This is a genomic window from Horticoccus luteus, assembly GCF_019464535.1.
GTDB lineage: Bacteria > Verrucomicrobiota > Verrucomicrobiia > Opitutales > Opitutaceae > Horticoccus > Horticoccus luteus.
This window is the reverse complement of record NZ_CP080507.1, coordinates 4,221,630-4,241,570: the sequence shown is the minus strand read 5'-3', so window position 1 is coordinate 4,241,570 and position 19,941 is coordinate 4,221,630. Positions and strand designations below refer to the sequence as shown.

22 protein-coding genes are annotated in these 19,941 nt (G+C 62.6%); 5 read left to right on the top strand and 17 right to left on the bottom strand.

Going from position 1 to position 19,941, the window contains the following annotated elements:
- Positions 1–19: 19 nt before the first annotated feature.
- The 11 genes from K0B96_RS17210 to K0B96_RS17160 form a co-directional block, all read right to left on the bottom strand.
- Positions 20–415, bottom strand: coding sequence for a F0F1 ATP synthase subunit delta (locus K0B96_RS17210; RefSeq protein ID WP_220162318.1), 396 nt, complete (start codon positions 413–415; stop codon positions 20–22).
- Positions 416–439: 24 nt separating this feature from the next.
- Positions 440–1,027 (bottom strand): F0F1 ATP synthase subunit B, encoded by a 588-nt coding sequence (atpF, locus tag K0B96_RS17205; RefSeq protein ID WP_220162316.1) that lies wholly within the window; start codon positions 1,025–1,027, stop codon positions 440–442.
- 58 nt (positions 1,028–1,085) lie between these two features.
- A complete protein-coding gene (atpE, locus tag K0B96_RS17200; RefSeq protein ID WP_220162315.1) occupies positions 1,086–1,295 on the bottom strand; it encodes an ATP synthase F0 subunit C in 210 nt (69 codons plus the stop codon).
- A 75-nt stretch (positions 1,296–1,370) separates the two neighbouring features.
- Positions 1,371–2,234, bottom strand: a complete 864-nt coding sequence (locus K0B96_RS17195) for a F0F1 ATP synthase subunit A (RefSeq protein ID WP_220162313.1) — start codon at positions 2,232–2,234, stop codon at positions 1,371–1,373.
- A gap of 135 nt (positions 2,235–2,369) precedes the next feature.
- Positions 2,370–2,984 carry a tRNA (guanine(46)-N(7))-methyltransferase TrmB gene (trmB, locus tag K0B96_RS17190; protein ID WP_220162311.1) on the bottom strand — a complete coding sequence of 205 codons (615 nt, stop codon included), beginning with the start codon at positions 2,982–2,984 and terminating at the stop codon, positions 2,370–2,372.
- Positions 2,981–4,840 (bottom strand): tRNA uridine-5-carboxymethylaminomethyl(34) synthesis enzyme MnmG, encoded by a 1,860-nt coding sequence (gene mnmG, locus K0B96_RS17185; RefSeq protein ID WP_220162309.1) that lies wholly within the window; start codon positions 4,838–4,840, stop codon positions 2,981–2,983. Before mnmG ends, trmB begins: the two co-directional genes overlap by 4 nt.
- 15 nt (positions 4,841–4,855) lie before the next feature.
- Positions 4,856–6,208, bottom strand: coding sequence for a tRNA uridine-5-carboxymethylaminomethyl(34) synthesis GTPase MnmE (gene mnmE, locus K0B96_RS17180; RefSeq protein ID WP_220166612.1), 1,353 nt, complete (start codon positions 6,206–6,208; stop codon positions 4,856–4,858).
- Positions 6,209–6,280: 72 nt separating this feature from the next.
- A complete protein-coding gene (locus K0B96_RS17175) occupies positions 6,281–7,156 on the bottom strand; it encodes a hypothetical protein (protein WP_220162300.1) in 876 nt (291 codons plus the stop codon).
- A gap of 68 nt (positions 7,157–7,224) precedes the next feature.
- Positions 7,225–8,349, bottom strand: a complete 1,125-nt coding sequence (dnaN, locus tag K0B96_RS17170; RefSeq protein WP_220162298.1) for a DNA polymerase III subunit beta — start codon at positions 8,347–8,349, stop codon at positions 7,225–7,227.
- A 225-nt stretch (positions 8,350–8,574) separates the two neighbouring features.
- Positions 8,575–9,462, bottom strand: a complete 888-nt coding sequence (gene pssA, locus K0B96_RS17165; RefSeq protein ID WP_220162296.1) for a CDP-diacylglycerol--serine O-phosphatidyltransferase — start codon at positions 9,460–9,462, stop codon at positions 8,575–8,577.
- Positions 9,463–9,476: 14 nt separating this feature from the next.
- Complete coding sequence (locus K0B96_RS17160) at positions 9,477–9,860, bottom strand: type II toxin-antitoxin system RelE family toxin (RefSeq protein ID WP_255558759.1); 384 nt, start codon at positions 9,858–9,860, stop codon at positions 9,477–9,479.
- Positions 9,861–9,962: 102 nt separating this feature from the next.
- Between K0B96_RS17160 and ilvA the strand changes: the two genes are divergently transcribed.
- The 3 genes from ilvA to K0B96_RS17145 all read left to right on the top strand — a co-directional run bounded on the left by ilvA (position 9,963) and on the right by K0B96_RS17145 (position 14,375).
- Complete coding sequence (ilvA, locus tag K0B96_RS17155) at positions 9,963–11,180, top strand: threonine ammonia-lyase (protein WP_220162294.1); 1,218 nt, start codon at positions 9,963–9,965, stop codon at positions 11,178–11,180.
- A 76-nt stretch (positions 11,181–11,256) separates the two neighbouring features.
- Entirely contained in the window at positions 11,257–13,527 is a 2,271-nt protein-coding gene (locus K0B96_RS17150; RefSeq protein ID WP_220162292.1) for an extracellular solute-binding protein, read from the top strand.
- Positions 13,524–14,375, top strand: coding sequence for a carbohydrate ABC transporter permease (locus tag K0B96_RS17145; RefSeq protein ID WP_220162290.1), 852 nt, complete (start codon positions 13,524–13,526; stop codon positions 14,373–14,375). Before K0B96_RS17150 ends, K0B96_RS17145 begins: the two co-directional genes overlap by 4 nt.
- A 21-nt stretch (positions 14,376–14,396) precedes the next feature.
- On the opposite strand, the gene K0B96_RS17140 is transcribed toward K0B96_RS17145, so the two are convergent.
- The 4 genes from K0B96_RS17140 to K0B96_RS17125 form a co-directional block, all read right to left on the bottom strand.
- Entirely contained in the window at positions 14,397–14,585 is a 189-nt protein-coding gene (locus tag K0B96_RS17140) for a hypothetical protein (RefSeq protein WP_220162288.1), read from the bottom strand.
- An 85-nt stretch (positions 14,586–14,670) separates the two neighbouring features.
- The gene (locus K0B96_RS17135) at positions 14,671–15,216 is read right to left on the bottom strand and encodes a GNAT family N-acetyltransferase (protein ID WP_220162286.1); all 546 of its coding nucleotides are present in this window, start codon (positions 15,214–15,216) and stop codon (positions 14,671–14,673) included.
- Positions 15,213–16,292 carry a Gfo/Idh/MocA family protein gene (locus K0B96_RS17130; RefSeq protein ID WP_220162284.1) on the bottom strand — a complete coding sequence of 360 codons (1,080 nt, stop codon included), beginning with the start codon at positions 16,290–16,292 and terminating at the stop codon, positions 15,213–15,215. Before K0B96_RS17130 ends, K0B96_RS17135 begins: the two co-directional genes overlap by 4 nt.
- A gap of 61 nt (positions 16,293–16,353) precedes the next feature.
- Positions 16,354–16,938: a DUF4202 domain-containing protein gene (locus K0B96_RS17125; RefSeq protein ID WP_220162282.1), complete on the bottom strand. Its 585-nt coding sequence runs from the start codon at positions 16,936–16,938 to the stop codon at positions 16,354–16,356.
- Between the two features lie 68 nt (positions 16,939–17,006).
- Here K0B96_RS17125 and K0B96_RS17120 point away from each other — a divergent pair, with 68 nt between their 5' ends.
- Positions 17,007–17,330, top strand: coding sequence for a YkgJ family cysteine cluster protein (locus K0B96_RS17120; RefSeq protein WP_255558758.1), 324 nt, complete (start codon positions 17,007–17,009; stop codon positions 17,328–17,330).
- Positions 17,331–17,353: 23 nt separating this feature from the next.
- On the opposite strand, the gene K0B96_RS17115 is transcribed toward K0B96_RS17120, so the two are convergent.
- Positions 17,354–18,349, bottom strand: coding sequence for a glycoside hydrolase family protein (locus K0B96_RS17115; protein ID WP_220162278.1), 996 nt, complete (start codon positions 18,347–18,349; stop codon positions 17,354–17,356).
- Positions 18,350–18,536: 187 nt separating this feature from the next.
- On the opposite strand from K0B96_RS17115, the gene K0B96_RS17110 reads away from it, so the two are divergent.
- The gene (locus tag K0B96_RS17110) at positions 18,537–19,208 is read left to right on the top strand and encodes an O-methyltransferase (protein ID WP_220162276.1); all 672 of its coding nucleotides are present in this window, start codon (positions 18,537–18,539) and stop codon (positions 19,206–19,208) included.
- Between the two features lie 55 nt (positions 19,209–19,263).
- On the opposite strand, the gene K0B96_RS17105 is transcribed toward K0B96_RS17110, so the two are convergent.
- Positions 19,264–19,914 (bottom strand): DUF2959 domain-containing protein, encoded by a 651-nt coding sequence (locus tag K0B96_RS17105; RefSeq protein WP_220162273.1) that lies wholly within the window; start codon positions 19,912–19,914, stop codon positions 19,264–19,266.
- Positions 19,915–19,941 lie beyond the last annotated feature (27 nt).

The following is a 19,941-nucleotide window of genomic DNA, read 5'->3' as shown; positions in this document are numbered from 1 at the left end:
TATTTAAGAGGAGAGAAAATCAAACGGCCGATGCGAGGCCGGCGAGTTGGTTTGAGATGGAAGCTTCGTAAACGTCGTCCCCCACCTGCACGCGCAAGCCGGCAAGCAGATTGCTCTGCGGTTTCGGCGTGGCGGTGATGGTGCGGCCATAACGCTTGCTCATGGCGGCGGCGATCGCCGCAGTCGTGGCGGCGCTGATCGGGCCGGCGTGTTCGATCACCGCGTGTTGTTTCGCGAGTTCGGCTGCGATCAGGCGATGATACGCCTTCAAAAGCGCCAATGGATGCGTGGGCGGGTGCTTCTCAATATAGGCGAGCACCCCACTGACGCGCTCGGCGGAGAGTTCCCCGTGCGCGAAGCTCAGGCGAAAGAGCTGACGGACGAGGTGCTGATCGTGTTTGCCGCGGGCTGCCATGGAAGGTCGGACGGGACGAAAGGATTAGACGCTGGCGAGTTCGCGTGCCGCGGCGTCGTTGTAGCGGCTGCGTTCGGAGTCGGTGAGTTCTTTCGCGAGAACACGCTGCGTGGTCGAGACCACGAGGCGGGCGATCTCCAAGCGGGCGTCGGCGAGCATTTTCTTGTGCTCCAGCTCGATCGCTTGTTGCGCCTTCACGAGCATCTCGTTGGCGCGGACGCTGGTTTCCTGCGTCTGCTTGTCCAAAAATTCCTTCGCGGTCTTGCGTGCCTCATCAATGACACGCGTGGCCTCGAGTTGGGCGGTCTTGATCAGCGCCGCACTTTCAGTCTGGGCCGCGTCGAGCTTGGCCTTCATCTCGTCGGCGTAACGCAGGCCCGAGGCGATCTTCTGCTGGCGCTCATCGAGCGTCGCGAGCACGGGCTTGAACGCGAAGCGCCACAGAACGATGGCGACGATCGAGAAGCTCAGAACCTGCGCGAGGAGGAACGGCCAGCTGATGCCGAATTCCTGGGTGATTTTGGTGATGCCGTTGGTGGCCTCACCATGCGCCGCGACCGCTTCAGTCGCGTGACCGGCGGCTTGGGCAAGGATGAGCAGGGGGGAAATCATGACGGGACGAAAAAATTGCCGCGCCGGTCAGCGATGACCGGCGCGGAAGGGAGAACCATTACTTGCCCATGAACAGCGCGTAGAACGCGACTGCTTCGGCGAGCGCCATACCGAGAATGGATTGGACGAGGATCTTGACAGAGGCACCCGGATTGCGGGCGACGCCTTCGACGGCCTTGGCGCCGACGAGACCCACGCCGATGGCGGCCGCGAGACAGCCGAACGCGCCTTGGATGTTGCCGGTGATTTCAGCGATAACTGTGTGCATTGTATATGTGGTTGTTGGTTGGAATTCCGCCGCCCGCGCATGTGGCACGGTCCCGGCGGGAAAGCGATAAGCCGATCAGTGCGCCTCTTCGTGCCCGTCGCTGTGGTTGCAGATCAGGCCGATATAGACACTGACCAACAGGGTGAACACGAGCGCCTGCACGAGACCAATCAGCAGTTCGAGAAAGTAAAACGGCACCGGCAAAACCCACGGGGTGATGGCGGACATCGAGTGCAAAAGGTTCTCGCCGCCGAACACGTTGCCGAAAAGACGAAACGAAAGAGAAATCGGCCGGAAGATGATCGAGACGACTTCAATCAATCCGACGCCAAAGAAAATCAGAAACAGCGGATAATAGATGAAACCGGGCGTCTCATGCTTGTCGGCTTTGTTGCCAAAGATGTCGCGCAACACAAACGCGGCGCCGGCGTAGCGCAGGATAAAATAGAACCAGCAAGCCATCGCCACGATCGCGAGGGCGAAGGTGCCGTTGAGGTCAGCGTTGGCGGGACGCACGAACTCGTGCCAGCCGCCGGTCGCGTGATCGGCCATAAAAATCGTGCCGACGCCAGGAATCAATCCACTCCAATTCTGGATCAGAATAAATGTGAAGAGGGCGATGAGCAGCGGAAAGGTTTGCTTGGCGACTTTGCTGCCCACGATCGGCGCTGTCAGGTCGAAGATGCCTTGCACGAGGTTCTCCACAATCGCCTGGCTATGAGTCGGGACCAACTTCGGTTTCCGAATCGCGAGGCGAATGACGATGATCAATACGGCCGCCACCACCCAGCTCGTCACCATACTGTTCGTCACAGGAAGGGGACCCACGCTGAAGAGTTTGTCCGCCGACGATGACAGGCCGTGACCCTCCGCGGCAAAAGCGGGCAACGCCGTGCAGGCAAAACCGAGTGTAAGGAGTGTTTTAGTGATACGTGACATGCAACGATGTGGCGTATAGATCGGAGGGAAAGGAGACAGGAAGGCCAGCGCCCCACCCTCCGTCAACCCCCGAAATAGGGGTGAATTTCGCGCCCCGTCACAAATTAGCACCGGGGGTTTTTGGCTGGCGCCAACTTATATGCCCACCGCACGACGTGCGCTCAGTGAGCGATAACTCTCTGCCCTGCTTTGGAAAACGGTTTCAAATTCGAACGGCCACGGGCCGTCGTCTTCGCTCCATGCCGGATGGGCTGAAATCGCTTCCTTAGCCTGTTCAAAGTAGGGAACAAAGTCCGTGCGGAAATACAACCGGGCGGTGGCGAGGCTGCGTTTCGCGACCGCGGTAAGGAAAGCGGGCTGGATAATACGGTGTTTGTGGTGCCGGACCTTCGGCCAAGGATCAGGGAAGAGAATAAAAGTCGCGGCGATCGTCGCGCTCAGAGGCAGCGTTTGCAGAAACAGCGCCGCCTCGGCGTGAAAAAAGTGGAGGTTGGCGAGCTTCGCCCGATCCCGCTTCCGGCGTGCGCGATCCACCCGCTCTCCCACGATATCCACGCCAATGCAGACCCGGTCCGGATGGGCCTGCGCATAGGCGGTGAGGAAATGCCCGTGGCCGCAACCGAGCTCCCAAATAAAATCGCCGCCATCCGGCAATGCCGACTCAAGTTCCTTTTTGATAACATTTTGGCGTTTTTCTACCAACGCCCGATACGCCTCCCCCACCGACGCGTCCGTATTGATCGGGTTCAAGCGGAATTCCTCCGTCGCAATGCTTCGATGGCTATCATTAACACGTTGATGTCCGCTGGGTTAACACCACTTACCCGACTTGCTTGGCCGAGGGTGATTGGCTTGATCTCAGACAGCTTAAGCGCGGCCTCGCTGCGTAACCCCTTTATGTCGCGATAGCTTAACGCGGATGGGATAGCGACTCGTTCGACTTGAGATAATTTATCCACTTGGCGGGCTTCGCGGGCGAGATACCCCTGATAGCGAATGCGATAGAGCACTTCGTCACGCACCGCCGACGACTGGCTTTGGAACTCTGCCGGCAATTCCTCGAGGGACGCTCCACGCCGCAGCATTTCGCCCCATCGGCCTTGGGGGCCCGCCTCCCCTTCCAAGCGCTTCACCCAGGCTTCAATGGTTTCTTGCTTGGACCGTATACGCGCCAGTCGTGTCGAGGGGAGAAGCTGATGATTTTCGGCGTGATGGATCAGCCTTAATTCGGCGCTCCCGTGGTTAAATAACAACCGATGCTCCGCCCGACTGGTGAACATCCGATAGGGCTCAAGAGTGCCTTTGGTCACGAGATCGTCGATCAAGACGCCAATGTAAGCCTCATGGCGACCAAGGATTAACGGCGTGGCGCCTCGGACCTTGTTCACGGCATTGACTCCCGCAATAAGACCTTGCCCTGCCGCCTCCTCATACCCCGACGTGCCGTTGATTTGTCCCGCAAAAAAGAGATTCTCGACCTTCTTCGATTCCAGACTCGGCAAAAGCTGGGTGGGAGGAGCGAAATCGTATTCCACCGCGTAAGCGGGCCGAAGAATCTCGGCGCGCTCCAAACCGGGGACGCTGTTGACCATCCTTTGTTGAACGGAAAACGGTAATGAGGTCGAAAGCCCGTTGACGTAGTATTCGTTGGTGGTGCGGCCCTCCGGCTCAAGGAAGAGCAAATGGCGGGGCTTATCGGCGAAGCGGACGAATTTGTCTTCGATGCTGGGGCAATAGCGTGGACCCACGCCCTCGATCTCGCCGCTATACATCGCCGAGAGATGGAGGTTTTCGCGCACCAGCTCGGCCGTTTTCTCGGTCGTGTGGGTCATCCAGCACGAGATTTGAGCTGATCCCGGCGTCCATCCCAACCGATCCTCGCCGGATTGTTCCACGTGGAACAATCCCTCGGGATCGCGGGTGTCGTGAAATGCAAACAGGGTCGGCGCTAGATCGCCGCGCTGCTCTTGCATCGCGGCGAAATTCAAGCTGCGGCCCAACAAGCGCGGCGGGGTCCCGGTTTTGAGGCGTTGGAGCTCAATCCCGGCCTCCAGAAAGCTCGCGGACAGCGTCTTGGCGCTAAAGTCGCCCAAGCGCCCCCCTTCATTCTTGTTCGTTCCAATATGCATCAACCCGCGCAAGAACGTCCCGGTCGTGACCACCACACTCCGTCCGTAAAAATCGAGCTCCAAATTGGTCCGACAACCGAAGACTTTTCCATCTTTGAAAATGAGCCCAGTCACCAAGGCTTGGAACAAATGCAAGTTGGGCTGGAGCTCCAACGTGTGTTTCATTCGAAGTTGATATGCCTTCTTGTCGCATTGCGCGCGCGGGGATTGCACCGCCGGGCCTTTGGACTCGTTGAGCAGGCGAAACTGGATTCCTGTCACGTCCGTGTTGATGGCCATTTCCCCGCCCAGCGCGTCGATCTCCCGGACGATCTGGCCTTTCGCCTGGCCGCCGATCGCCGGGTTACAGCTCATCTGCGCAATAGTATCCAGATTTCCGGTGAGAAGTAGGGTAGAGGCGCCCATCCGTGCAGCCGCCAGCGCCGCTTCAACCCCGGCATGCCCCGCTCCGCAAACAATCACATCAAAAACTTGCATCCTGTTTTTTTATAACTACTTACCTATGCAAAACGACGCGAAAAGGCTATCGAGCACGCGTTCGTTGTCGATGCGACCTCCGATGTCACCGTAGGCGGCGAGCACTTCACGCAGATCGCTGGCAACGAGTTCGACCGCGACGCCCGAGCGCAATTTATCTCCGGCCGCAGCGAGGCCTTCCTGCGCTCGCGCCAAAGCCTCGGCATGGCGCGCATTGATCGCGATTTCATCCTCGTTGTCACGGGGCTTAAATCCATCGGCAAAGCGCGCAATGGCCCCCGAGAGATCGTCGAGGCCCTCACCGGTGGCGGCCGAAACCACGCAAGCCCCTGCCGCAACGGCACCTTGTCGCTGAAGAGGCGTTGCCAGGTCTGCTTTATTGCAAACAACTATCATTGTGGCGGGCTCGTCAGCATATTCCGCCAAATCGCCCGCGACGTCCTCCCAACGGGTGATATCGATCACGCGAAGGACCAAATCGGCTCGCTCCGCCAATTTCCTAGTCCGCTCAATTCCCAGCCTTTCAACTCCCGTCGCCTCAGTATTAAAGCCCGCCGTATCAATCAGTCGTAAACAATGCGGACCCACCACGATGCACTCCTCAATGAAATCGCGGGTTGTGCCGGGTTCGGCGCTCACAATCGCCCGCTCACTTCCGACTAAACGATTGAGGAGTGAGCTCTTACCAGCGTTCGTGCGTCCAACAATCACGGTCTTCAATCCATCGCGGAGAATGTCGCCATAGCGACTTGTCGCCCGCAATTGCCGCGTCTCGCTCCCGAGGCGCTCTATTTCTCCCTCCAGCCAACCGCGATCCTCGGGCGGCAAGTCTTCCTCGGGAAAATCGATATAAGCCTCCACGCGCGCCAATAACGAAACCAACCGCTCGATCATTGCCTCCATCCGCGCCCCCAGCGCTCCGCGCAATTGACGTTGCGCCGAGTTCAACGCCCGCTCGCTTCGCGCCCGAATCACATCCATCACCGCCTCCGCCTGCGACAGATCCAGTCGGCCATTGAGAAAGGCACGTTGCGTGAATTCGCCCGCTTGAGCACTCCGACAACCACGCGCCAGCAAATCTTCGACGATGCGTTGGGCGATGAACGGGTTGCCGTGACACGAAATCTCCAGCGAATCCTCACCCGTGTAGGAGTGGGGGCCTTGGAAATAGGTGAGCAACACATCGTCCACCAGCGCTCCGCCACACCCGAGATAGTCGCAATACACCGCCCGACGCGGAACCACGCTTTGCCGCGCGAGCTGCGCCGCCAAATCCCTGCACGCCGGGCCACTCGCGCGCACGACGGCTACGGCCGAGGTGCCGACGGGTGTTGCCAACGCGGCGATGGTGTCCCGATCCGGGTTCATTCGGCCCCACGGAAACAGGCTCCCCGTCCAACGCAAAAAGAATGTCTCGGCCGACCTTCGCGCCAGCCTCACTCAGTAGCGGCCCGCGATGCCGAAATAATTCAGCAGCCAAATCTCCTTCCAAATCCGATAGCGCCCTTCGTAGGTGATCTTGCCCCGTTCCTCCCGCTCGCCCGGGGAGTGCAAAAATCCCAGCTCCGTGTTCAACGCATCCAGCTCGTGCTGCGACGCATTGAGATCCGCCGCCGGATCATTCGTAAACGGCACAGCCACCTCGGCCGAAGCCGCGACGCGGCGCTGGTGACGGGCCACGAGGTGCGCCAGCGAACGCCACAACGGATGCCGCTCCACAAACCAGTCCTCCGGATAAAACCCGCCAAACGGGATGTAGAGATTGTCGGTCACGAACCGGCTGCCTTGGGCGGTCACGGAGGTCAGCGCATAGCACACTGAAATTGCTCCATTGGCCAAAGGAAGAAACGTGACCTGCACACGCACCTTGGCCTCGGCGTCCTGATAAACGGAAACGCGCAAATAAATTCCCCCGCCAACTTCCGCGCGCAAGGCCTGAACCTGCTTGAAGCCATTGGCGCGCAGCCAATCACGAATCCGCAGGAGCCGCGGTTGGACCGGCCATTCCTCGCCACTTTGGTTCGCCGAGTAACGAGGAAACAAGGGGAGGGGACTCACACTCAACGCGTGGATGCCAAGCCAGTTATAGAGCGTCTGCCCCAACAGCCAAAAGAGAAAAAAGACAATCGCCAGCGTCCAAAACGGACGATCAATCCAGCCGAGATCCACGCAGATCCGCGCCCCGCCGGCGGCAAAGATCAGCCAACGCAGCCACCGCTCCAGAATCGCCAACGCCGGCGACGCGAGCCGTTGATTCACTTGCATCAAGACGAGCGAGAGAATGATCGCGCCAAGAATAAAATAGGAGGAAAGCATAGAGACAACGCTCGGCGAACCGGCCGCGGAGCTGCCGGTGACACGAAGCAAACTATCGCACTATCCCGTCAGCTCAACCGGACGGGCATGATCACGCAGACAAAATTCTCCAACGTCTTGAAGACGCCCGGGCTCACCTCGTCCTTCACCTCGAAGTAAACTTCGTCTTTCGTCAGCGCGCGCAACGGATCCATCAGAAACTGCGGATTAAACGCCACCTGCAACTCCGGCCCGCTGTAACCGATCGCCATCGACTCGTGTGCCTCGCCGAAATCCGGGCTCTGCGCCGTGATTTCGAGGAGATTGGTGGAAAGCTTGATCTTTACCGAGTTCGCCTTTTCGGAGCACACCAACGCTGCGCGATGCACGCATTGCTGGAACAGCTCCCGTTCCAATTTGATACGCTGATGCGTCTCTTTCGGAATAACCTGCTGGTAGTTAGGATAGTTACCCTCAACGACTTTCGAGTAGAGATAGACGTTGTCCACGAGCCCGCTGGAATCCTTGTCCGTCGCAATTTGGAACGAGCACTTCCGTTCGGTGAAGCTGATCTGCACTTTTTCGCCCTTTTCCAAGAGGCGTGAGAGCTCGCCGACGGTCTTCGCCGGCAGGATAATGGCACCCGCATTCTCGGTCGGGATATCCATTTCTTTCGCGGTCACAGCCAGCCGCCGGCCATCCGTCGCCACGAGCGAGAGTTTCCCATCGCGGAAATTGAAATAAACACCGTTCAGGATGTAGCGCGTTTCGTCGCTCGACTGCGCGTAGCTGACGCTGCGCAACATCGTCAACAGCTCCGTTTGCTCCAGCGAGCACGCCTTTTCGTCACCGGTCTCGGGTAGCGGCGGGAACTCTTCCTTGCCGATGCCCATGATCCGGAAATTGGAGCCGCCGGAAGTCAGCTTCACCTGATGATTCGGTGACGCGTCAAGTGTCACATCCACATTGGGCAACTCGCGCACAATGGTGGCCAACCGCTTCACGGGCAGCGTCACAGAGCCACTTTCCTTCACCTCGGCTTTGATGCGGCAACGAATACCGAGGTCGAGATTGGTGGTGGTGAGGGAGATCTGATCTTTTTCCGCCTCGATCAGCACGTTGCTTAAGATCGGCATGGTGGCCTTGGAGCCGACCACGTTGAGCACCTGCGCCAGGCCGTTGGCAAAATGGTCGCGATTAATTTTGAATTTCATGAGGCGAAGCGGGGTCCTGCAAAAAGAGTTAACAAAGGCTAAAGGAATACGGACTCAATAAGGAATTACAGCAGTCTTATTATGGGGTGCGAACAACTGCAGCAACACCGTGTTTCTCCTCGGGAAGGAAGGCGAAAAAGCGGCGTGAAAAACTTCCAGCAACCGCCCAGCAACGGCCCACTTATTCGCACCCCGCCATTTGCTGGGAAACTGCCGACATCCTGTTCACACTGAATTCCGAACCGGCGCCGCCCGCCGCCTTCCCCGTCGCAAATGGCGGAAGAGGCCGTAGAAAATGTAGCTCAGGCAAATCACCAACAGGGCGATCTCTTTCAGCGCCACCACCAAGCCCAGGATGATGAGCACCATCAAAAACGTGCGCAGATTCGTCTTCGTCTGCAGATCCATTTTCTTCCCGCTCGGGTAGCGCACCGTGCTCACCATCAAGACCGAGATGAGGAACATCAGAAAGGGGAGGGCCAGGGCGAACTTGTTCAGCGTCTTGTCTTGCGCCGCGAGCTGCAAAAGGAAGAGCACGAGCGTCGCCACCGTGCCGGCCGCCGCCGGGACGGGCAGCCCAAGGAAATCCTTGCTCGACTCCTTCGCATCGCGATGGAGCAGCGGATTAGTGATCACATTGAACCGCGCCAGTCGGATACCTGCGCAGAGCAGGTAAATAAATCCGACGAACCAGCCGATGTTGCGAAACCAAAGGATGCCCTGGCTGGGCGACAAGATCAGGAAAAACATCAGCAACGCGGGCGCGAGGCCGAACGAGACGATGTCCGCGATCGAATCGAACTCTGCACCGAACAGCGATTCGCGTCCCCCCATCCGCGCGAGCCGCCCATCGAGCATGTCGAACGCCGCGGCGCCCAGGATGAACCAGACTGCGTAGTGATAATGCTCGGAGGGATTGCGGCTGAGGTAAGTGCCTTCCGGCGCCAGCTCTGCGAGCCGCGCCTGGATGCAGTTGATGATCGCCATGAAACCGCAGAACAAATTCCCCGCCGTCATCAGATTCGGCAGGAAATAAATCCGGCTCGCCTGGGTGACGTTGTAAGGATTGTCCGGGTCGTTGGGGTCGCTTTTCAGCCGTTGCTCAAAGTCCATGATGGCTTCGGGGGTTAACGCGTAAGACTCTCAAGATATTTCCAGAACTTGGAGTGTTGCTCCACAAGCTGCTGTTCCGTGACCGGAAGTTTGTTGCGCAGGAGAAAGTCTTCCAGCGAATTGCGGTGCAGGATGTAACGCACGTGCAACGTCTCGCCCGTCACCTCGAAATAAAACCGGTGATCGTTGGCGCGCAGCCGGTAAAAAACCTGCTCGCCGCGCTTGAACCGTCCGAGCGGTTCCCGCGGATGCGCCAGATCCGCCGGCTTCAGGCTGCTGATCGGGCCGATCACGTCGAGCTGCGTGAATTTATCGAGCTGGTTTAGCTCGTGGATGCTCTGTTCGGAAAACGTAACCTGATACATGAGTGGACGGCCGAGGCTAATTTTGCGTGGCATGGTCGGCCCGCGGCCTTCGACATGCAACGCGAGACTTCGCGCCGGGCTCGCCCCGCATCTTTCGCATTCCCATCACCGCGCCGCCGGGTCACGGTGCCTGCCATGGCCGTCGTCACCTTGTCGGATATCAGGGCCGCCGCCCGCCGCATTGCGAAAGGCGTGGTCGTGTCGCCTTGCCCCGAGTCGATCCCGCTCTCCGAAATCACCGGCGCGCGCATTTTCTGCAAACTCGACAACCTGCAGCGCACGGGCTCCTTCAAAGAGCGCGGCGCCCGCAACGCCCTGCTGCTTTTGTCGCCCGCGCAGAAGCGCCGCGGCGTGATCGCGGCGAGTGCGGGCAACCACGCGCTCGGGCTCGCGTATCACGGAAAACTTCTCGGCGTGCCTGTGACGGTCGTGATGCCCGACTACGCGCCGTTGATTAAAATCACCACGTGCCGCCGGCTCGGCGCCCGCGTGCTCATCCACGGCCGCGATTTCGCCGAGGCTCGGCTGGAGGCGGACCGCCTCGTGGCAGACGAACATCTCACCTACGTGCATGGTTTCGACAACCCGGGCATCATCGCCGGACAGGGGACGATGGGATTGGAGATTCTGCGGCAAGTCCCCGACGTAGAAGCGATCGTCTGCCCGATCGGCGGCGCGGGCTTGATCGCAGGCATCGCCATTGCCGTGAAAGCGTTGCGACCCAAGGTGCAGATCATCGGCGTCGAAAGCGTCGCCACCGCGAGTTTCACCGCAGCGTTGCAGGCGCAACATCCCGTCTCGATTCCGCGCGCGCCCACTCTCGCGGATGGCCTGGCGGTTTTGCGGGTGGGCGATGGTTCGTTCGAGCTGGCGCGACCACTGTTGGATAAAGTGGTGCGGGTCGACGAGAGCTGGATCGCCCTCGCGATCTTGCGGATGATCGAGCTCGATAAAATCGTGGTCGAAGGCGCCGCGGCGGCCCCGCTCGCCGCGCTCATGGCCGGCGTGCTGCCGGAGCTTGCCGAGCGACGCGTCGTGCTGGTCGTGAGCGGCGGCAATATCGATCCAGCGATCCTGAGCCGCGTGATCGAGAAAGGCCTCGTGCACGATGGCCGCCTCACCCGCTTCACCGCGAAGATCAGCGATCGCCCCGGCGGCCTGGCGGAATTGTGCCGCGTGATCGCCGCGAGCGGCGCCAGCGTGAAAGACATCGCGCACGACCGCGCCTTCAGCGGCCCTGACGTGAGCGCCGTGCATGCGGTGTGCACGGTCGAAACGCGCGATCACGCTCACATCAAGGAATTGCACCGGGCATTGAAGAAGGCCGGTTTTCCCTTGGTCGTCGTCGCCTGAACGCGTGAGCCGCCGCGGGCACTTTTTTAATAGCGGACGCGTTTGGCGCGCAGCGCTGGCGACGGCACTCCTGAGCGTGGCGCTGCTGCGGGTGAGCGCGCACGCGACGACGCTCGACATCCCCGTCTTCGCCGGTGGCTACGGGATTTCCTTTTATCAGGAAACGGCGCGCGCGTTCGAAACGGAACGCCCGGGTGTGACGATCGAACTCTACGGCGACCCCCGCATCACGGACCAGGTGCGCGTGCGCTTGATCGATGGCGACCTGCCGGACGCCACGCTGCCGCGCGACCTTCTGCTGCCGGCGCTGGTGCGCGCGGATAAAGTCGTCGATCTCACGCCTTATCTCGACGGCCCGAATTGGGAGGGCGACGCCCGCTGGCGCGATACGTTTCAGCCTGGCGCGCTTGAGGCGTGGCGGGTGGAGCACGGCACTTACGGCGTGCCGCTGACCTACGCGTGCTGGTCGATTTTCTATAACGCCGGGTTGTTTCGCGCGCACGGTTGGAGGGAGCCGCGCACGTGGAATGAGTTCTTTGCCCTCTGTGCAGAAATGAAAACGGCCGGCGTCGTGCCGCTGAGCGTGACCGGCGTGTATGGAAATTATCCGGACGCATTTCTGCGTTCGGCCTATTACAATCTCGCCGGCGCGGAGGGTTGGGCGGCGCTCAATCGCGGCGATCCGGGCGCGCGCACGGATCCGCGTTACGTGCGCGCCGCTGGAGTGCTGCAGCGATTGATGCAGGAGGATACGCTCACAGGTTGGGAGGGGATGACGCACACCGCCGCGCAACTCGCCTTTCTCGAAGGCCGCGCGGCCATGACGGTGTCGGGTTCGTGGATGCTCAACGAAATGAAGGGGCGGATTCCCGTGGGCTTCGAAATCGGCGTGATGAATTTCCCGGTGTTTGTGGACGGCCTCGCCGACCCGACGACCATCCAGGCGGGCGCGGATTCGTTCATCGTTTTTGCCACGCACGATCCGGCACGCGTGCAGTTGACGATCGATTTTCTGCGGTTCCTGACGTCGCGGGCCAACGCCCGGCGTTTCGTGCGCGAGGTGGACGCGCCGGTGGCGGTCAAGGGCGTGCCGTTGAGCGAATTCTCGCCGGGCATGCGGCCGACGGCGGCCATGATCGACCGCGCGCGCGACGCCTTCAACATGCCGCAGGTGGCGTTGCAACCGCCGGCGACGCGCCAGGCGCTCGTCGATGCGCGCAATGATTTGATGCTCGGTCGGATCACGCCGCAGGCGTTTGGCGAGCGCGTCGAGCGGGCGGCGGCACGCGATCGCGCGCGCGCCGCCGATCCCGACAGCGTGACGATGCGGCATCCGTGGGCGGGTGGAGTGTTGCTGGCGGCGCTGGCGCTGGTCGTCGGCGGATTCGGCTGGCGCGCGTGGATGTGGCGGCGGAGGGCTGACGCGGCGCGCGTGGAGGAATCGTATTTCGGCGCGTTGCGGCCGGCGGTGGCGGCGACGTTTGTCGGCCCCGCGCTGGCGCTCTATGCGACGCTGACCCTGGCGCCGGCGGCGGTTTCCTTTGTCTGGGCGTTCACGCGCTGGGACGGTTTGGGCGAGCGAACGTGGACGGGGTGGTTCAACTTCAAATGGCTCCTGTTCGAGAGCGACCTGTTCTGGGCGGCGCTGCGCAACAATGTTTTCCTGATGGTCGTGCCCGCGGCGATCGTTTTGCCGACCGCGCTGGGCTTCGCGTTCCTCCTGCACCGCGGTGTGTTTGGCGCGCGCTTTTTGCGGGGCGTGTTTTTGTTTCCCAATTTCCTCGGCGGCATCGCGGCGACGCTGCTCTGGCTGTGCGCCTACGAGCCGCATGGCGGCCTCGTGAACGCGGGCCTCGTTGCGCTCGGTCACTTGGTCGGCAGCGAGTGGCTGCAGTCCTTCGCAGGTTTTCCGTGGCTGGCGCAGAGCAATCTCTACGGCGCGCTCGTGCCGATTTATCTGTGGATGGCATGTGGGTTCAACATGGTGCTTTTCCTCGCGGCGATGGAGGGCATCGACCAGCAGCTCTACGAAGCGGCGGAGATGGATGGCGCTTCGGTGGTGCGGCAGTTTTTCACGATCACGCTGCCGCTGATCTGGGACATCGTGGCGATCGCGGTCGTGTTCCTCGTGATCGGCGGGTTGAACGCCTTTGAGATGATCTGGCTGCTCACGTCGCAAGATCCCGACAGCAGCACGCACACGCTCGGCACACTGATGGTCACGTCGATGTTCAAGGACATGCAGATTGGTCGCGCGACGGCGATCGCGGTGATGCTGTTCGTGCTCGTCATCGCGGGCAGTGCGCTGGTGTTGCGCGGCTTCCGACGGGAGGCGTCTGAATCATGAAACGGCCGCCTTCGCTCGCCCGCGGTTGCGTCAGCGCGGCGCTGTTTGGCTACGCGGCGTGGCTGGTGTTTCCGATGATCTGGGTCGCGTATTCCTCGTTCAAGAACGACGCCGCCATTTTCCGCACGCCCTTTGCGCTGCCGGAGGCCGGCGCGTGGCACACCGAGAATTATGTGCATGCGTGGCGCGAGGCGCATTTCGGCGATTACGTGTGGAACAGCGTGCTCGTCACGATCGTGTCGGTGGGGCTGATTTTGATTCTCGGCGCGATGGCGGCGTATGCGCTGGCGCGGTTTCATCACCGCGCGGGCCGGGCGGTGTTCTGGTTGTTTCTGTCGGGTTTGATGCTGCCGGCGCAACTGGCGGTGGTGCCGTTGTTCTTCGAGTTGCGCGCGCTCGGGCTGTTGAACTCGCGCACGGGCCTGATCCTCGTTTACACGGCCAACGGCCTGCCGTTCGCGATATTCATCCTCGCAGGTTTTTTCCGCGCGCTGCCGAAGTCGCTCTACGAATCGGCGGTGATCGACGGCTGCAACGAGTTCTCGGCGTTTGTCCGCGTGCTGTTGCCGCTGGCGAAACCGGGTCTGGTGACGGTCGCGATTTTCCAGTTCATCGGAATTTGGAAGGAGTATTTTTTCGCGTTCATGCTCAACTCCGGCGCGGCGGGCGAGGGCGTGCGCACGCTGCCGCTCGGGCTCGCGAATCTCTCGATCGCCGCGCAATACCGCTCCGATTTCGGCATGCTGTTCGCCGGTTTGATGCTCGTGACGGTGCCGATCATCGTGATCTACCTCGCGCTGCAACGCCACATCGTGAAAGGCGTGACCGCCGGCGCGCTCAAAGGCTGAACGCCGCCGGGCCGCCGCCGGCTATTTTCGCGGCCGGAGTTTGAAGGAGAGCCAGAGGCAGACCGCGATGATCAGCACGAGCCACCAGAGGTAACGCAACTCGCGGCCGGCGATCTCGGCGAACGCGAGCATCCGCGGGAAGAGCAGGCACAACAACACCAGCGCAATGAGCGCCGCGGTGAGGGCGAAGCGACTGAGGCGCGGATTCATCCAACGAATGACAAGGCATGATTGACGCCGCGCAACCTCAACCCGCGAGGGCGCGCGCGAGCGCGGGGGGCGCACGCGCCGGTCCTCATCTCACTTTCGCGTAGACGAGGCAGTCGCGCGGTTCCGGGCTGATGTTTGGCGCGATGTGCCAGCGCCGGAGCACGCCTTCGCGCAGCATGCCGGCCTTTTCCATCACGCGCGCGGACGCGAGATTTTCGGCGTCGCAAAAAGCCCACGCGCGGAAAATCCCCGGTTGCGCGAGCGCCCAGTCGACGAGCCACGTGAGCGCTTCCGCGGTCAGTCCGCGGCCCCAATACGCCCGGCCAATGGCATAGCCGAACACCGCCGCGCGATCGTTGAGCGTGACGCCGATGGAGCCGACGAGCTGCGTGGGATCGTCGCGCAGGAACAACATCCACGGGAGCGGACCCTCGCTCGAGCCAGCCCACACGTTTTCGCGCGTGTGAAAAAACTCTTCGAGCGGCGTGACGGCTTGATAGGCCGGGAACGACAGGTAGCGGGTCGCCACCGGGTCGCTCGCATACACCGCAAACGCCTGCGGGGCGTCGGCCACGCGGGGCGGCCGCGCCAGCAAACGCGCGGTCGTGAAGGTTTCGGGCGGGCGGATCATAGTGAGGGAAGGGTTTGCCAGGCGCCGTTGGTCATCGACGCGGCGATCGCGCCGAGCACGCGCTGGGCGTGCACGCCGTCGGCGAACGTCGGATAGGAAACGCTTTCGCCGCGCAGCGCCGAAACGATCGCGCCAGGCGTGGGCGGCGCCCCGCGCGCGAGAAAATCAGTGGGCACTTTCTGCAACGGAAGATCGGTTTTCCACGTGGCGTAGGCGGTCATCGTCGCGCCGGCGCGCAGCCAGATTTCGTCGGGCTGGTCGGAATGCACCGCGAGCGTGCCGTGTTCGCCGGAGAGCTCGACGCGGAAATAATTGCCGTAGCCGGGCGCGATCTGCGTGGTCTCGAACGTGCCGATCACGCCGCCGGAAAGTTCGGCGAGAAACGCGGCGTTGGTGTCGGTGGTGACCGGTTGAAGGCGCCCCGTCGCGTCGGGTTTCTCGCGAATCTGGGTCTGCGCCACGCCGACGACGCGCCGGTAATCGAGGTCGGTGATGAAGCGCACGGCATCGATCATGTGCACGCCGAGGTCGCCGAGGGCGCCAAACCCGGCGATCGCGAGATCGTTGCGCCACGAGTGCAGCGTCATGCGCGCGCCGAGGAAGCTTTGCAGGTAAACGACGTTCACCCGCGTGAGCCGGCCGAGCTCGCCGGCGGCGACGAGATCGCGCGCGAAACGGAACGAGCCGACGTTGCGGTAGGAAAAATTGATGCCGCCGAGTTTGCCCGCGGCCGCGCGCACGGCCTCCATTTCCTCGGCTTGCGCGACGGTGGTCGCCATCGGTTTCTCGCACATGACGCTGGCGCCATGCCGCAGCGCAAGCAGCGTGAGCTGGTGATGGAAAACGTTCGGCGTGCAGATCGAAACGAGATCGGGCTTGGTTTCGCGCAGCAGCTCTTGCTCGTCGTGAAAGCGCGGTGCGGCGGCAAATTCGGCGGGCACGCGCCAGAGTTCCGGGGCCGCGGGATCGGCGATGCCGACGAGGGTCACGCCGGGCTGCGTGGCGATCGCGCGCAGATGCACGGAGGAAATGCCGCCGGCGCCGACGAGCGCGTAGCGAAGAGCGGGGAAGTGCATGGACGCGGAGTTAGCCGGGACGCCGGTTGAAGTAACGCCGAAACCGCGCGGCCGCGCCCGCTCACGCGGCGCCGGCGGCGTCGCGCACGAGGGCGGCGATGGCGGGCGGAAGATCGAGGGCGCGCGCGGCGGACTGGGCGGCCGGGCTCATTTTTCGCCACGTCTTGCGCAGGATCTCGACAAATTTCTCGCGGGGATATTCGGCGTGTTGCGCGGCGAAGGAGCCGATTTCGTTTTCGAGAAACACGAGGCAGGCGGCATCTTCCAGTGCTTGCGTGCCGGGATTGGAGGCGAGACCGGTTTTCGAAACCCACGTCGCGACATCGGCGGCTTCGCCGGCGGAGACGCCGGCGGCGAGGAGGAGTTCGCGGGCGCGCCCGGCTTGCTTCGTGTAGAGCGAGCGGCGCCAGGCGTGATAACCCGTTTTGCCGAGAGGGAAACTCGCGCGTGGCACGGACCAGCGTTCGAGATGCTGGGCGCGAGCGGCGAGGCGGAGGGCTTCGCTCGCAGCGGGCTGGAGGCGCGCGACCCAGGCTTCCATGCGGTCGGCGTAAACGAGCTCGGCGGGGCGGCCGTCGGCGCTGCGGTCAGGATCGGCGGCGTGGGCGGCGTCGATGAGGGCGCGGGCGCGGGCGTGGGCTTCCATGTGGAAAGTGGACAACGTTGCCAACGGGCGGGCAAGCGGCAGATTGGGCGCTTCATCCCGCCTTCCCCTTGAACCCTCCCGCCGATTGCCGGTGTTGTGGTCTGTGCTGCCGCTCCTCGAGCGACACGTATGTGCGGGTGTCGGGCGATGACTGGGAGCGGCTCGGCGCCGATGCGGAGCGCGTGGCGCATTTCATCGGGCACCGGGCCTTCATGCGCATGGGCGGGGGACATTGCGCGGCGCTCACGGAGGAGCGTCAGTCCGACGGCGCGATCTGGCAGGTGTGTGCGATTTACGAGCGGCGGCCGCAGGTCTGCCGCGATCTCGGACGCGGCTCGCCGGAATGCGAAGCGGAACGCATCCGCAAAGGCGGCGCGGGCGTGATGCGTTGAAGAGCGAGGACCGCGCGAAGCGTTTACGCGAGGGCGAGCCGGGCGAGGCCGACGGGCCAGAATTTGTGGCCGCGCAGTTTGCCGGTGTAGAGCATCATGAACGTGCCGTCGTCCTCGGCGATGAGTCCGAGCGGCGTGCGAATATCTTCGCTCCACTGGGCCGGACCGGTGGGCGGTTGCACGGCGAGGTTGCCGCCTTTCGGCCAGTGAATGCCGTCGGCCGAGACCGAATAGCCGATGTGGCGGGCCTCCGGGATATAGGTGTCGCCCGGAGCGCAGTTGTCGTAGATCGCCACGAAGTGCGCGCCGACGCGGGTCACGAGGGGATTTTCCGCGAAGACGGGTTCGAGGGGCGAAGGATTCAGTTCGGGGCAGCGTTTCCACGGCCCCGCCAGCGCGGGCGCTTGCGCGAGACCGACGGGCCACGGTCCGGGCGGGACGTAATTGTGCCCGCCGTAAAACGAATACCATTGGGCGCCCACGCGCCACGGATAGAAGGAGTCGGTGGCTTGCTGGCCTTCCCACGGCTCGGACTCCGCATCGGGTTGCAAGACGATGCCCACATCGCGATAAGGGCCGCCCACGCCGGCGCGGCCGGCAATCGTTGAAATGGCACGCCAGATCCGGCCGTTGGTGTGCTGGCCGTGAATGACGCCTTCGCCCGGCGTATAAGCGACGTAGAACAGGTTCCAACGCTGCTCGTCGTCGTTAAACACGACCATCGGCGACCAGAGCGAAAAGCGGGTGTCGCCCGGGATGATGCTGCTGTCGGTTTCGTAAAGCGTGCCGACGCGCCGCCACGTGCGCAGGTCCGGGCTGTGCCAATGCGCGAGGCGCATGCGGACGTTGAAGGGATCGTCGGCGATCTCGGCCATGAACGCGTGGTAGCCGTCGGCTTCCTTGACGAAGCAGCCGCCTTCGAAGCCGTATTTGTTGCCATCGAGATCGGGGTGATCCGGACCGATGACGGGCTGGTCGGGAGCATCGACGAGGCGAAACGTGAGCGGGAACGTGGACATGGGAAATGCGTTGGACGCGGCGGCAGGAAGAGCTGCGCGTCGGAGCGAAAGCGAACAAAATTTGCGGGCGCACGCGGAGCGTTGGAAGCAGCGGGCTGACCCTCGTGCGGCGCGGACGGCGGCGCGGATGAGTGCGCGGAGACGCGGGGGATTTGACGGAGGCGGGCCGCGGCGCGATGATCGTCGCATGAGCACTGAGCAATGGAAGGCCGTGGACGATTACGTGACCGGTTTGCTGGTGACGGAGGACAGAGGCTTAACCGCGGCGCGCGAGGCCAGCGAGGCCGCGGGATTGCCGCCGATCGCGGTGTCGCCGCCGCAAGGGAAGTTGCTGCACCTTCTGGCGCGGATGTCGGGTGCGCGGCGGATCCTGGAAATCGGCACGCTCGGCGGTTACAGCACGATCTGGCTGGCGCGGGCGCTGCCGGCGGACGGGCGCGTGGTCACGTTGGAATTGGAGGCGAAGCACGCGGCGGTGGCGCGAGGGAATTTTGCGCGCGCGGGCGTGGCCGAGCGCATCGACGTGCGAGTGGGGCGGGCGGCCGGGACATTGGAGCAACTGGCGGCGGAAGGGGCGGAGCCGTTCGACTTCATCTTCATCGACGCGGACAAGGCGGGCATCCCGGAATATTTTAAATGGGCGCTCAAGCTGGCGCGGCCCGGCACCGCGATCGTGGTGGATAATGTGGTGCGGAAGGGCGCGCTCGCCGACGCGGACACTACCGACGAAGGCGTGCGCGGGGTCCGGCGGTTTCACACGTTGCTGGCGAAAGAAACGCGGGTGAGTGCGACGACGATTCAGACGGTCGGCAGCAAGGGCTACGACGGGTTTACGCTGGTGCTGGTCGGCGCGCTTTAGAGTCGCGCGAGATTTTCGCGAGGCGTCGCGGCTGGGCGTCGCGCGGCGGAGGGGTTCAGGGCGCTTTGAGCGACTGGATGAACGTTTCCGCTTCGCGGATGGAGGCTTCCATGTCGGCGATCAGGCGGGTGACGTCGGCTTCGAGGGTGCTGCGCGTGGTGTCGAGCGAGGCGATGGCGCGGGCGTTGAGGTTGTGTTTCAGAAAGAGCACCTGGTCGTGAAACGTCGCGAGCACCGGGTCCATGCGATCGGCGGCGCGGCGCATGAGGCGCATGAGTTCTTCGTAGCGGCGGCGGGTCTCGTCGAGTTGGCGCTGGCTTTGGGAGCGGAGGGAGGCGTTGGAGTATTCCTTCAACTCGGACTTCCATTCGCTGAACAACGCGTCGGCGACATCGTCCACGGCGGCGATGCGGTTGCGCACGTCCTTGGCGCGGTCTTCGCTGCGGATGTATTCGCGATTGAGGTCGTCGTATTTGCGCTGGAGGTCGCCGCCGTCGGCGTGCGTAACGGCGATGAAGTGTTCGAGCGCGCTGGAAAACTGTTCCTTGGCCTTCGCTTGCGCGTCGCGGGTGGCATCGACGCGATCGACGAGGATGTCGCGTTTGGCGAAGCCGAACTTCTCCATCGCGTTGTAGTAAGTGGAGGAGCAGCCGTAGGCCGCGGCAAGGAGCAGGGCGATGGCACACCAGGCCGAGACGGATTTCATGCTTGGCGCAGACCGCAGGGAGCGGCG